The organism is Aquamicrobium defluvii (assembly GCF_004363725.1).
In the GTDB taxonomy this organism is placed as follows: Bacteria; Pseudomonadota; Alphaproteobacteria; order Rhizobiales; family Rhizobiaceae; genus Mesorhizobium; species Mesorhizobium defluvii.
Map to the genome: position 1 here is coordinate 246,618 of NZ_SNZF01000001.1, position 12,826 is coordinate 259,443.

General features: G+C 62.1%; 11 protein-coding genes. 3 read left to right on the top strand and 8 right to left on the bottom strand.

What is annotated here, in order from left to right; genetic code table 11:
* Nucleotides 1-164 precede the first annotated feature (164 nt).
* The 3 genes from DES43_RS01240 to DES43_RS01250 all read right to left on the bottom strand — a co-directional run bounded on the left by DES43_RS01240 (nt 165) and on the right by DES43_RS01250 (nt 3,139).
* The gene (locus DES43_RS01240; RefSeq protein ID WP_133674770.1) at nt 165-704 is read right to left on the bottom strand and encodes a hypothetical protein; all 540 of its coding nucleotides are present in this window, start codon (nt 702-704) and stop codon (nt 165-167) included.
* 217 nt (nt 705-921) lie between these two features.
* Entirely contained in the window at nt 922-2,457 is a 1,536-nt protein-coding gene (locus tag DES43_RS01245) for an undecaprenyl-phosphate glucose phosphotransferase (protein ID WP_035024074.1), read from the bottom strand.
* Between the two features lie 115 nt (nt 2,458-2,572).
* A complete protein-coding gene (locus DES43_RS01250; RefSeq protein ID WP_035023611.1) occupies nt 2,573-3,139 on the bottom strand; it encodes a polysaccharide biosynthesis/export family protein in 567 nt (188 codons plus the stop codon).
* A 123-nt stretch (nt 3,140-3,262) separates the two neighbouring features.
* Between DES43_RS01250 and DES43_RS01255 the strand changes: the two genes are divergently transcribed.
* A complete protein-coding gene (locus DES43_RS01255) occupies nt 3,263-3,904 on the top strand; it encodes a tyrosine-protein kinase family protein (RefSeq protein WP_035023609.1) in 642 nt (213 codons plus the stop codon).
* A gap of 2 nt (nt 3,905-3,906) precedes the next feature.
* Here the strand turns inward: DES43_RS01255 and DES43_RS01260 are convergent, their stop codons facing one another.
* Genes DES43_RS01260 through DES43_RS01270 form a run of 3 tightly spaced genes read right to left on the bottom strand, consistent with a single transcriptional unit; the run spans nt 3,907 to nt 6,178 of the window.
* Nucleotides 3,907-4,584, bottom strand: coding sequence for a DUF1345 domain-containing protein (locus tag DES43_RS01260; protein WP_035023606.1), 678 nt, complete (start codon nt 4,582-4,584; stop codon nt 3,907-3,909).
* Nucleotides 4,581-5,045: a YaiI/YqxD family protein gene (locus DES43_RS01265; protein WP_035023604.1), complete on the bottom strand. Its 465-nt coding sequence runs from the start codon at nt 5,043-5,045 to the stop codon at nt 4,581-4,583. The genes DES43_RS01260 and DES43_RS01265 overlap by 4 nt, the downstream gene beginning before the upstream one ends.
* An 8-nt stretch (nt 5,046-5,053) precedes the next feature.
* Nucleotides 5,054-6,178, bottom strand: coding sequence for an S-(hydroxymethyl)glutathione dehydrogenase/class III alcohol dehydrogenase (locus DES43_RS01270; protein ID WP_035023602.1), 1,125 nt, complete (start codon nt 6,176-6,178; stop codon nt 5,054-5,056).
* Between the two features lie 191 nt (nt 6,179-6,369).
* On the opposite strand from DES43_RS01270, the gene dnaE reads away from it, so the two are divergent.
* Nucleotides 6,370-9,879 (top strand): DNA polymerase III subunit alpha, encoded by a 3,510-nt coding sequence (gene dnaE / locus DES43_RS01275; RefSeq protein WP_035023600.1) that lies wholly within the window; start codon nt 6,370-6,372, stop codon nt 9,877-9,879.
* A 46-nt stretch (nt 9,880-9,925) separates the two neighbouring features.
* Nucleotides 9,926-10,723, top strand: a complete 798-nt coding sequence (locus DES43_RS01280; protein ID WP_035023598.1) for an ion channel — start codon at nt 9,926-9,928, stop codon at nt 10,721-10,723.
* A gap of 6 nt (nt 10,724-10,729) precedes the next feature.
* On the opposite strand, the gene DES43_RS01285 is transcribed toward DES43_RS01280, so the two are convergent.
* Together DES43_RS01285 and aat are read right to left on the bottom strand one after the other, a co-directional pair.
* On the bottom strand, nt 10,730-12,082 hold the full coding sequence (locus tag DES43_RS01285; protein WP_035023596.1) for a DNA polymerase IV: 1,353 nt from the start codon (nt 12,080-12,082) through the stop codon (nt 10,730-10,732).
* A gap of 52 nt (nt 12,083-12,134) precedes the next feature.
* Entirely contained in the window at nt 12,135-12,776 is a 642-nt protein-coding gene (gene aat / locus DES43_RS01290; RefSeq protein ID WP_035023594.1) for a leucyl/phenylalanyl-tRNA--protein transferase, read from the bottom strand.
* Between the last annotated feature and the right edge of the window lie 50 nt (nt 12,777-12,826).

A 12,826-nucleotide genomic window follows, 5' to 3' on the forward strand; every position in this document is an offset into this window, starting at 1 on the left:
TGCAGTGAATTGAGTGGTTCGCAGCGGAGGGCCTTGCGGTCGCTGCTGCTGAACTTCAATTAGGTCCACAATCTGCAAGCTATCGCCGCCATAGGATAGCCTGTGATCGCAGGCACGAAACATGGGGGCCCGCTGCAAATCCGATGTTCCGGCCACGCAAATAGCTATCTGGTCTTCATCTCGATACGAGGCGCGAAGCGGACATTGCGAATCTCGCTTTTCATCGTTTCGTTCCTGTAATTCAGCAGTGCCACCACCCGAACGAAGCGGGTGCCCGGATGGAACTGGTTGTGGTTCTCGTTGCCTTGTCCGCTGATCACGCCGGACACCGTCGCCCATCCGCGCGCGGGAACGAGGTAGTAGTTGTTGGCTGCCGCGTACCGGTTGGGACCGGGTTTTGAAGTCAGCCTTTGCTTTTTTTCATCGTAACCGATCACACCCAGATAGGTGACAGCGCCGGCCGCCTCGTCTCCGTTCGCGGCGAAGCTGCGTATTTCGCCCGACAGATCGTATGTCAGGGAAGGGTCCACGGGTATCATTCCCGACGTGATCATGGTCGGTCCGCTGCCGGACATGACCCCGGCGCTGTCTGTAGCAAGCTGTTTTTCTGCGGCCGGGTCCGGCCCGGCATTCGTCCTTGTCGTGAGCCAGCCCGCCTGCATGGCAATGAGACATACGATCCCTGTAACCGCCAGCACCGACAACAGGATGCGTCCGTAAAATCTCAGGGCGAGAAGGAAAGCTGCATTATGCATGGGTGGCACTGTAAAACCTTCGGACGGCTTTTGGCGAGGCAATCGCAACGACCGGGCACATGGTCGGGAGATGCCTGCGGAACAGGACACCTGACCGGAAAATGTGGCGACTATCCGGACAGCGCAGCCGGGGCCCGGTTCAGAAAGGCCCTGATCGTGGCGACGCTCAGTAGGCGTTTTCCGTGTTGAGCAGGCGGATCGGCGTCAACAGCAGGATTTTCAGGTCGAACAGCAGAGACCAGTTCTCGATATAGTAAAGATCGAATTCCGTGCGCATGCGGATCTTCTCGTCCGTGTCCATCTCGCCGCGCCAGCCATTGATCTGCGCCCAGCCGGTGACCCCCGGCTTGACCTTGTGGCGGGCAAAGTAGCCGTCCACCACTTCCGCGTAGAGCAGATTGTGCGACTGGGCGGCAACGGCATGAGGGCGCGGCCCCACCAGCGAGAGCGATCCCAGCAGGGCATTGAAGAACTGGGGCAATTCGTCGATCGAGGTCTTGCGGATGAAGCGCCCGACGCGGGTCACCCGCGGGTCGTTGCGGGTCACGGTCTTCCTGGCGGACGGATCCGACTGGTCGGCATACATGGAACGGAACTTGTAGACCTCGATGACCTCGTTGTTGAAACCGTGCCGCTTCTGCCTGAACAGCAGAGGGCCTTTCGAATCCAGCTTGATGGCTATAGCGGTCGCGATCATGATCGGGGAGAACAGCAGGATGCCGATCATGCTGAAGACAATATCGAAGGCACGCTTGGCGACCGAATCCCAGCCGTTGATTGGCTTGTCGAAAATGTCGAGCAGGGGGACCGAGCCGATGTAGGAATAGGCCCGGGGCCGGAACTGCAGGGAGCTGGACTGGGCCGAAAGCCTGATGTCGACAGGCAGAACCCACAGTTTCTTGAGCAGTTGCAGAACCCGCTGCTCGGCGGTTATCGGCAAGGAGACGATCAGCAGGTCGATGCGTGCAATGCGTGCGAACTCGATCAGTTCGGAAATCGTGCCGAGCTTCGGATAGCCCGCCACGATGGGCGGAGAGCGCTTGTCGTCGCGATCATCGAAGATGCCGCAGATGCGTATGTCGTTATAGGGCTGCTGCTCGATTGCGCGGATAAGGTTCTCGGCCGCCTTGCCGCCACCGACGATGACCGCACGGCGCTCCATGCGCCCATTGCGTGCCCAGCGGCGGATCAGCCGCGCCACGATCAGGCGCAATGTGAAACTGGAGGCGAAGCCCGTCACGAACCACACGCCGAACATCAGGCGCGAAAAATCGGCGCCCACCTTGAGCATGAAGGCGGTCAGCGCCATCAGCGCGAAGGTGCCGGCCCATACCAGGAGAATGCGGGAGAAGGTGGCGAAGGGGCGCATCAGCGCCGCCACCTGATAGCAATCGCTGAACTCCAGGAAGGCAACCGCTATGGCGGACCCGGCTGCTATGACAACGTAATATTGCCAGTCTGCGAGATCGAAGGGCCCGACAAGGAACCAGTAGACGACAAGGCCCGACAGCATCAGGACGGCGAATTCAAGTATGCGCAGCGTGCCGCTCACCATTACCGGGGTAACGGTATCGTTGCCGAGCTGAGAGGCCACCTGTCTCGCCATTTCGTTCAGCACAGACGGCCGCTCCCCGGCAGGGGATGCCTGAAGTTCTTGCGCTGCTTCCGGCGAGAAGCGTTTGGCAGGATCGATATCGTTCATGATCAGCCTGTCGGTTCCCAAACTGCTTAGCGGGCGAGAGCTAAGAAACCGTTCAGGTCGAAAGCTAGTTTGTCGCTATCGCACAGGCAAGAACAGGCTGTGTCGTTCCGGCCGGTCAAAACAGCCGTTCACGCACATAGATCGTATCGCCGGGCAGGATGGGGTCCGAGGTCAGCACCCGTCCGGTCATTACCTTGCCATTGATGTCGCGGGTGATGTCGACGTTTTCCTGATTTGCCCGTGCCGAGAAGCCGCCGGCCATCGCTATGGCCTTCTGCACTGTCAGACCGGGCACGTAGGAGTACTGCCCGGCGGAGCCGACTTCGCCCATCACGAAAACAGGGCGGTAGCGGTCGATCTCGACCGAGACGTCGGGATCGCGCAGATAGCCCTGACGCAGTTTGGCGGCGATCTGTTTCTCAAGCTGCTGTGCCGTGTGCCCCCTGGCGGGAATGACGCCGATCAGCGGAAAGGAGATGTAGCCCGACTGGTCGACACTGTAAGTGTTGGTCAGTCCTTCCTGCTCGAACACGGTGATACGCACCCGGTCACCGGCGCCGAGCTGGTAGGGCTTGTCCAGAACTTCATGAAAGGCGGCCGGTGTGGGCCGATAGCTGGCGCAACCCGACAGGATCGCGGAAACGGCGATCACGGCGCTCAACAGGACGGCGGGGCTCTTCATGGACGACTCGACATTTTGACCATCTTGGCCGTGCGATCTTTCTGACCTGTTCCGTTATCATCCTATTAGGGTTAATGGCCGGTAAAGCCGTGCCTTCGCTTGTCGGTGAGGAGGAGATGCGGCTTGATAAGGCAGCAGGACACGGGATTTCAGACCGGCTTCGACATCACCGGAACAGGGCGCGTGGCAGGATTGCGAATGAAGCCGGTCAGTATCGGGTCGGCGGTATACCGCATCGTCGAGACCGGAACCGCCTGTGCCGCATTCGTCTCCCCGGAAGGCGTCGGCGCGGCGACCGCTTCCTTGCCGGTTGCCCGCGAACTGTCGCAACTGGGACTTCGGGTGGTGCTCGTCGATCTGACCGTCGCAGGCGTGGTTTCCCTGCCTATGCTCGGCACGGTTTCTCTGCCGGGCATTACCGATCTGCTTGCTGGAACCGGCCGGACCGGCCATGCCATTCATGCGGATCGATGTGGCGATTGTGGCATCGTTCCCGTGGGCACTGCCGATCCGGCATCGGCAATGCGATTCGCCGCGCGTCTGCCTGCAATCTTGCAGGCGCTTGTCTCGACTTTTGATGTGGTCGTGGTGGAGTGCGGCCCCGCCAGCCCGGGGAGCCTCCGCTGGCTCGGTTCCGGCGACATCGATGTGTTCATCAGCGTCGCTGGCGATCGGAACCCGGCGGATGAAAAGACAAGATCCGGGATTCGTGACAGATTTCCCGACGCCGTTGCGGTTATGAACCCTCACAGGAAGAAAGATTAGCTTCAGTTTCCGAAGCTGACAGCCAGATTGACGGCCGCCGCCACGATGGCCGTGTTGAAGAAGAACGACACGATGGAGTGGGCAAGCACGATGCGGCGCATATGTGCCGTCGTGACGGACGTGTCGGACGTTTGCGCCGTCATCCCGATGACGGTAGAAAAGTAAAGAAAATCCCAGCCTTGCGGGCGTTTGGTTCCCGGAAACTCGAAGCCGCCGGCGGGCTTTCCCCTCTTGTCCCTGCCGCTTTGGCCGTCACCGTCCATCCAGTAGACATGAGCATAGTGAAGCGCTGTCATGGCGTGGATCGTGAACCAGCCGAGCGGAATTGAAGCCAGCACGAAGACAAGCCCGGCAGGCCCGGCTCCCGGGCTGTTTATAATCTGGAACAGGGCGCCAACCGCCACACCGACCACCATGAATGTGATGATGAAGATGACTGCCAGAGGCTGATCGGTGGCGCGTGCGTTGCGGCTGAGATAGTCGGCACTGAGCAACGGCATTTCCGCAAGCACCAGCGCACTGTAGACCGCGAAAAAGGCGTTGGCGCCGATCGAATAGGCGAGTTCGGCCTGCAGGAAAAGGGCCGTTACGAGGGCAGCGAGACCGATCAGCGCCGACAGACCGAAAAGTGCATGCCGGTGGATGGGCAGCCAGCCTGACCGTGGCTGCCCCGCGTTCATGCGGATGCGCCCGACTTCAGGGCCACGCGCAGGATGCGGTCGAGCTCGCCAAGAAAGCGCGACCGGTCACGCGGCGCGAAGGAAGCGTTGTAGCCCCTGCTTTCGCCCGTTTCGCGCAAATGCTGTTTCAGATCGCGCATGGCGACTGCCATGCCGATCGTTTCGGGCGTGAAGGCACGTCCCGTCGGGCCGAGCACATGAGCGCCAAGCGCCACGGTGCGGGCGGCCAAGGGGATGTCGGCGGTGATGACGACATCGTTCGCCTGCGCATGCTCCACGATCCAGTCGTCGGCCGCGTCCGCGCCCGAGGGCACCACGACGTTGCGGATTTTCGGGTCGCGCGAAGGGCGCAACCCGCCATTGGCCACGAAGACCGTTTCAAGGTCGAAGCGTTCGGCAACCCGGAGGACTTCGGCCTTGACCGGGCACGCGTCGGCATCGACATAGATCACCGGCGCCATGCCCGTCCTCAGTAAATCACCACGCCGCGAACGGACTTGCCCGTGTTCATCAGTTCGAAGCCCTTGTTGATGTCTTCGAGCGGCATGGTGTGAGTGATCATGGGGTCGATCTGGATCTTGCCTTCCATGTACCAGTCGACGATCTTCGGCACGTCGGTGCGGCCGCGTGCGCCGCCAAAGGCCGTTCCCTTCCAGGTGCGTCCGGTTACGAGCTGGAAGGGGCGCGTCGAGATTTCCTGACCCGCGCCCGCAACGCCGATGACGATCGATTCGCCCCAGCCGCGATGAGCGCATTCAAGTGCCTGGCGCATGACCTTGACGTTGCCGGTGCAGTCGAAGGTGTAGTCGGCGCCGCCGATCTGATCGGCCCCGCGCTTGGTCATGTTGACGATCTCGGCCACGACGTCACCAACCTCGGTCGGGTTGATGAAATGCGTCATGCCGAACTTCTCGCCCCACGCCTTCTTGTCGTTGTTGATGTCGACGCCGATGATCATGTCGGCGCCGGCGAGCCTGAGTCCCTGAATGACGTTGAGGCCGATACCGCCCAGGCCGAACACGGCGGCCGTTGCGCCGATTTCGACCTTGGCCGTGTTGATCACCGCACCGATGCCGGTGGTGACGCCGCAGCCGATATAGCAGATCTTGTCGAAGGGCGCGTCCGGATTGACCTTGGCCAGCGCGATCTCGGGCAGGACCGTGTGATTGGCGAAGGTGGAGCAGCCCATATAGTGAAAAATCTTCTCCCCGCCCACCGAGAACCGGCTGGTGCCGTCCGGCATCAGGCCCTGGCCCTGCGTGGAGCGGATGGCGGTGCACAGATTGGTCTTGCGGCTGAGGCAGGACGGACAGGAACGGCATTCGGGCGTGTAGAGCGGGATGACATGGTCGCCCTTCTTCAAGCTGGTCACGCCCTTGCCGACATCGACCACGACGCCCGCGCCTTCATGGCCGAGAATGGCCGGGAAGATGCCCTCCGGATCGGCACCCGACAGGGTGAACTCGTCGGTATGGCAGATTCCGGTTGCCTTGATTTCGACCAGCACCTCGCCTTCGCGCGGCCCTTCGAGGTCCACTTCCATGATCTCAAGGGGCTTGCCGGCTCCAACGGCAACGGCGGCGCGGGTTTTCATGAAGTTTCCTCCCTGCAATGCGAATATGATGGTCGCCAAACTAGCAGCACGAGACGGGTGTGCAAGCTGCCGCGTGACTGTGGGGCATTCCGCCGCTTGCCCGATACAGGTTGTGAACAGGGGTGGGCTGGACTCGCGCCCTCCCGATCCCGACTATAAAGCTCTGTGAACGAATCCCCGGTTTGCGACATATGAGCGACGATCAACCCGTGAGCGAAAAGATGATGGCCCTGCCGGCTGCGGTTTCCGGGCGCATGTTCATCCATCTGCGCGTCCATTCGGCCTATTCGCTGCTGGAAGGTGCGTTGCAGCTCGGTGCCATCGTCGGCCACGCTCTGAAGGACAATTGCCCGGCGGTGGCCGTTACCGACACCAACAATCTGTTCGGTGCGCTGGAATTTGCCCAGAAAGCCACCAAGGACGGCGTTCAGCCGATCATGGGCTGCCAGATCGATTTGTCGTTTGCAGGCGAGACATCGGAGGGGCCGCGCGATCGGCGCAAGGCCGGGCCGGACATGGCGCCTGTGGTGCTGATCGCCGCCAATGAGGAAGGCTATGCCAATCTGGTGCGGCTGGTGAGCCATGCCTATCTCGATACGCCTGCCGGCGAGCCCGTGCATGTCACCAGCGACATGCTGGCCCAATATCGCGAAGGCGTGATCTGCCTCACCGGCGGGCCGCGCGGGCCGATCGGCGGTGCGCTCAAGGCAGACCGGTACGAACTTGCCGAATCGCGGCTCCTGTTCCTGAAGGACATGTTCGGTGACCGGCTCTATGTCGAGCTTGAGCGTGTGGGCGGATACGACCGTGGCGTCGAGCAGCGCACCATCGATCTTGCCTATCGCTACGGGTTGCCGCTGGTGGCCACCAACGAAGCCTTCTTTCTCAAGCGCGACGATTACGAGGCGCATGATGCGCTGATTGCAATCGCCGAAGGATCGGTGATCGCGGTCGACGACCGCCGCCGTCTTTCGCCCGACAATTACCTGAAATCGCAGGCGGAGATGGCGAAACTGTTCGCCGACCTGCCGGAGGCGCTCGACAACACGGTCGAGATCGCCATGCGCTGCTCCTACTATCCGAAGAATCGCAAGCCGATCCTGCCGCGCTTTGCCGGGGCCGATGTCGAGGACCCGGAAGCTGCCGAAAGGGCGGAGGCGGAGGAACTCAAGCGGCAGGCGCGCGAGGGGCTTGCGCGCCGGCTGGAGGCGCACGGGCCGACAAAGGGACACACGGTTGAGGATTACCGTGAGCGGCTCGAGTTCGAACTCGGTGTCATCGAGCGGATGAAGTTTCCCGGCTACTTCCTCATCGTTGCCGACTTCATCAAATGGGCCAAGAAGCACGATATTCCGGTGGGGCCGGGCCGCGGCTCGGGCGCCGGCTCGCTGGTCGCCTATGCGCTGACCATCACCGACATCGATCCGCTGCGCTTCTCGCTGCTGTTCGAGCGCTTCCTCAACCCCGACCGCGTTTCGATGCCGGACTTCGATATCGATTTCTGTCAGGACCGGCGCGAGGAAGTGATCCGCTACGTGCAGGGCAAATACGGCCGCGAGCAGGTGGGGCAGATCATCACCTTCGGAACGCTCCAGGCGCGTGCGGTGCTGCGCGACGTCGGTCGTGTCCTGCAAATGCCCTACGGTCTGGTCGACCGGCTGTGCAAGATGGTGCCTGCCAATCCGGCCAACCCGGTCAAGCTCAAGGACGCCATCGAGGCCGAGCCGCGCTTTGCGGAGGAGGTGGAGAAGGAGCCGATCGTCCAGACACTGCTCGACATGGCGCAGAAGCTGGAAGGGCTCTACCGCCACGCTTCCACCCACGCCGCCGGCATCGTCATCGGCGACCGTCCCTTGTGGGAACTGGTGCCGATGTACCGCGATCCGCGCTCGGACATGCCGGTCACCCAATTCAACATGAAGAAGGTTGAAGACGCCGGTCTGGTGAAGTTCGACTTCCTCGGCCTCAAGACGCTGACCGTGCTGGAAACGGCGGTGAGGCTGATCCGCCGGCGCGGCGTCGAGATCGACCTGTCCAAGCTGCCGCTGGACGACCAGCCGACCTATGCGATGCTTTCGCGCGGCGAGACGGTCGGCGTGTTCCAGGTGGAATCGGCGGGCATGCGCAAGGCGCTCATCGGCATGCGCCCGGACTGCATCGAGGACATCATCGCGCTGGTGGCGCTCTATCGTCCCGGCCCGATGGAGAACATCCCCACCTACAACGCGCGCAAGCATGGCGAGGAGGAAACGGCCTCCATCCACCCCAGGATCGACCATCTGGTGAAGGAGACGCAAGGCGTCATCGTCTACCAGGAGCAGGTCATGCAGATCGCTCAGGAGCTTGCCGGCTATTCGCTCGGCGAAGCGGATCTGCTGCGCCGGGCCATGGGCAAGAAGATCCGCGCCGAGATGGACAAGCAGCGCGAGCGCTTCGTCTCCGGCGCGGTCGAGCGCGGGGTGAGCAAGCAGCAGTCCAACTTCATCTTCGACCTGCTGGCCAAGTTCGCCGACTACGGCTTCAACAAGTCGCATGCCGCCGCCTATGCGGTGGTGTCGTACCAGACCGCGTACCTCAAGGCTCATTATCCGGTCGAGTTCCTGGCGGCGTCGATGACGCTCGACATGAACAACACCGACAAGCTGGCCGATTTCCGGCAGGATGCCATGCGGCTCGGCATCGATGTGGTGCCGCCTTCGGTGCTGACCAGCTATCGCGACTTCGAGGTTGGCGAAAACAAGATCTTCTATTCGCTTGCGGCGTTGAAAGGCGTGGGCGAAGCCGCCGTCGATCACATCGTGGAACAGCGCAAGGAAGGCCAGTTCCGCAGCCTTGCGGATTTCTGCGAACGTATCGACCCAAAGATCGTCGGCAAGCGCGTGTTCGAAAGCCTGATCATGGCCGGGGCCTTCGACTGCTTCGGCCACGAGCGCGCGGCGATGATGGCCGGCGTGGAACGCATGATGGGGCTGGCGGCCCTTGCCCAGCAGAACGCCACATCGGGACAGGGCGATATTTTCGGCATTTCGCTGGGCGCGCAGTCGAACGCGCTCAATCTGCCTGCCGTCGAACCGTGGCTGCCGGCGGAGCGCCTGCACCGTGAGTTTCAGGTGGTGGGCTTCTATCTGTCGGCGCATCCGCTCGATGAGTACAAGCAGGTTCTGGAAAAGATGCGGGTGCAGAACTGGGCGGAGTTCTCGGCCGCTGTGAAGCGCGGTGCATCCGCCGGGCGGCTGGCGGGCACGGTGACTTCCAAGCAGGAGCGCAAGACGCGCACCGGCAACAAGATGGGCGTGGTGAACCTGTCCGACACCACGGGCCAGTTCGAGGCTGTGATGTTCTCCGAGACGCTGGCGCAATATCGCGATCTTCTGGAAGCCGGCAAATCCGTGGTGATCGAGGTGGGCGCGGAAGACCGGCCGGAAGGGGTCAACCTGCGCATCCAGGCGGTGAAGTCGCTGGACGATGCAGCCAGCCAGGTGCAGAAGATGCTGCGCATCTTCGTGCGCGGGGCTGCGCCCATCGATTCGGTTGCGACACGTCTTTCGCAAAGCGGCGAAGGACAGGTCAGCATTGTCGTCCTGAAGGAAGAAGGGCAGGGGGAAGTCGAGGTGGCGCTGCCGAAACGCTACCGCATCGACCCCAGCATCGCTTCCGCAATCGGCGCGGTTCAGGGCGTGGTCGAGGTGGAACTGGTATAAGCCGGCTTCACTGGACGGTTCGCCCGCTCCACGCTATCGCTTGGCGATGAGCAAGGATGCCGAAGAAAAGCAGCTTAGCGGGATCGCGGCCCTCAGGGACCGGCTGCGGAAGCTTTATCACGGCAATTCACCCGCAGCATTCCGCTTCCAGATTGCGACGATCCTGATCGATCTGGCGATCATCGTCTTCTTCATCCTGACGCCGGTGTTGCAGGAAACGCCGACTTTCCTTTGGATCGACTATCTGGTCGCTACCCTCGTTGCTGCCGACATGGCGGGCAGGCTGCTCGCTTCCACGGATATGATGCGCCTGATCCGCCAGCCGACCTCATGGATCGACATGTTCATCCTGCTGACACTGCTGTTTCCGCAGGCGCTCGCCAATCTGGCCTTCCTGCGCATATTGCGGCTGTGGTCGCTGTCGCGCAGCGGCACATTGTGGCGGCATTTCGAGATGAAGCGGCTGCGGCCATGGCGCGAGGCCAGCCATGCCGTGGTCAATCTGGTGACGTTCCTGTTCGTTGTCACGGGCTTCGTCTACACTTTCTTCTTCCGCAACGGTTCGGGCTTCGAGGGCTATGTCGACGCCATGTATGTGACCGTGGCGACGGTCACCACGACCGGCTTCGGCGACATCGTGCTGCCTGGCGTTGCCGGAAAGCTGACAGCCATCGTCACCATGATCATCGGCATCACGCTGTTCGTGCGGCTGGCAAGGGCGCTGTTCAGGCCCAACAAGGTCTTTTTCCCATGTCCGCGCTGCGGTTTGCAGCGGCATGAGCCGGATGCCGTTCATTGCAAGGCGTGCGGCCATATCCTCAATATTCCCGACGACAACGACTGAGCGGGTCTAGATCCGCTCCCACGGGTGGCGGACATCCGGCTCGTCGTCTTCGCCGGGGCGGGCGGGCTTGCCGCGATGACCCCTGCCGAAGGTGTAACCGGTTTCGACCGCACCGCGGCCGAACTTGTCGCGCAATGCGTCTATCGCGCCTTCGGCCAGCGCCCGCTTGTGCGATCGGGTGTCGACCAGATCGGGCGGATCGGCCTTTCCCGCGTCGCAGAGGTCCGACACGCCGATGCCGAGCAGGCGGTATTTCGTGCCGTCGATTTCCCTGCGCAGCAATTCGAGCCCGGTGGAGAAAATGCGGTCGGCGAGCCGGGTCGGGTCTTCGAGCTGGCGGTTGCGCGTGCGTATCCTGAAATCGTTGGATTTGAGCTTCAACACCACCGTGCGTCCGGCAAGCCCGGCCTTCTTGAGCCGTGCCGATACCTTCTCCGAAAGCGCGCGCAGCACCGGAACCAGATCGTCCATCTTCCCGAAATCCTGATCGAAGGTCGTTTCGGCGGACACGCTCTTGGTGTCGCGGTCGGCGCTGACGACACGTTCGTCCCGACCGCGCGAGAGATGGTAGAGGCGATTTCCCATACTGCCATAGCGCCGCATCAGTTCGGCCTGTTCCATCTTCTGCAACTGGCCGATGGTGCGGATGCCGTCGCGTTCCAGCGTGGCGGCGAAGGCCTTGCCGACACCCCAGATCAGCGTGACGGGCTGCATGGCGAGGAAGTCGTGCGCCTCGGCTTCCCCGATGACGGAAAAGCCACGGGGCTTGCGGAAATCGGAGGCCACCTTGGCCAGGAACTTGCAGTAGGAGAGGCCGACCGAAGCGGTAATGCCGATCTCCCTTTCCAGCCGCTTCTCAAAGCGTGCGAGAACGATTGCAGGCGGCATGCCGTGCAGCCGCTCTGTCCCTGCCAGATCGAGGAATGCCTCGTCGATGGAGATCGGCTCCACCAGCGGCGTCAGATCCTGCATCATGGCCCGGACCTCACGACCGACCCGCGCATATTTCTCCATGTCCGGCTTGATGACGACCGCCTCGGGGCAGGCTTCCAGCGCCTTGAACATCGGCATGGCCGAGCGCACGCCGTTGATGCGGGCGATGTAGCAGGCTGTCGAGACGACGCCGCGCTTGCCGCCACCGACGATGACGGGCCTGTCCTTCAGTGCGGGATTGTCGCGCTTTTCCACTGCGGCATAGAAGGCGTCACAGTCGATGTGGGCCAGATGCAGCCTGTACAATTCGGGATGGCGCACCAGCCTGGGGCTGCCGCAGCGCGCGCAGCGCGGCGCCGCATTGGGCTGCGGCGTCAGGCAGTCGCGGCAGAAGCCGTGTTCGGGATCATTGACGGCTGTGTGCATCGGTCGAACATATAAGGAACCTCCACCATCCTACGCCACCGCGAAGCTGGCTTCAACGACGGCTATCGTGGCCGGCTGCCGGCGTGAAAATGGCGGTGCCGACGAGGGCTTCTGCCAGTATCTGCTCATATTCGGCGCGCGGCACGTCGATGGCGCCGAAGCGCTTGAGGTGCTCGGTGGTGAACTGGGTGTCGAGCAGCTTGTAGCCCTGCTTTCGAAGGCGTTCGACCAGCGCCACAAGGCAGACCTTGGAGGCATCGGTTTCCCGTGAGAACATGCTCTCCCCGAAGAAGACGCGGCCCAGCGAAACTCCATAGAGGCCGCCGGCCAGACGGCCCTCACGCCACGCTTCGACCGAATGGCAATGCCCCATGTAATGAAGCTGTATATAGGCTTCCCGGATCGGCCCGTTGATCCATGTCGAAGGGCGCTCGTCCCGCTTTTCGGCACATGCATCGATAACCCCTTCGAAATCGGTGTCGAACCGTATCTCGAACGGATTGTGGCGCAGTGTTTTGGCGAGACTTCTGGGGATGTGGAAGGCGTCGAGCGGAATGATGCCCCGAATTTCCGGCCTTACCCAGAAGACTTCCGGGTCCGATTCGCTTTCCGCCATTGGAAACACGCCGGAGGCATAGGCCTTCAGCAACAGATCGGTGGGGATGCGGAAACCGGGGGCGAAAGGACGGATCATGACGACAGGATCCGCTCAATATTCAGGCGGTCCTTCCGTAGTCGCTCACC

Coding starts and splice junctions, on each gene's coding strand:
- DES43_RS01245 (WP_035024074.1), bottom strand. CDS start 2,457: ATGAACGATATCGATCCTGCCAAACGCTTCTCGCCGGAAGCAGCGCAA.
- DES43_RS01250 (WP_035023611.1), bottom strand. CDS start 3,139: ATGAAGAGCCCCGCCGTCCTGTTGAGCGCCGTGATCGCCGTTTCCGCG.
- DES43_RS01260 (WP_035023606.1), bottom strand. CDS start 4,584: ATGAACGCGGGGCAGCCACGGTCAGGCTGGCTGCCCATCCACCGGCAT.
- DES43_RS01265 (WP_035023604.1), bottom strand. CDS start 5,045: ATGGCGCCGGTGATCTATGTCGATGCCGACGCGTGCCCGGTCAAGGCC.
- DES43_RS01270 (WP_035023602.1), bottom strand. CDS start 6,178: ATGAAAACCCGCGCCGCCGTTGCCGTTGGAGCCGGCAAGCCCCTTGAG.
- dnaE (WP_035023600.1), top strand. CDS start 6,370: ATGAGCGACGATCAACCCGTGAGCGAAAAGATGATGGCCCTGCCGGCT.
- DES43_RS01280 (WP_035023598.1), top strand. CDS start 9,926: ATGAGCAAGGATGCCGAAGAAAAGCAGCTTAGCGGGATCGCGGCCCTC.
- DES43_RS01285 (WP_035023596.1), bottom strand. CDS start 12,082: ATGCACACAGCCGTCAATGATCCCGAACACGGCTTCTGCCGCGACTGC.
- aat (WP_035023594.1), bottom strand. CDS start 12,776: ATGATCCGTCCTTTCGCCCCCGGTTTCCGCATCCCCACCGATCTGTTG.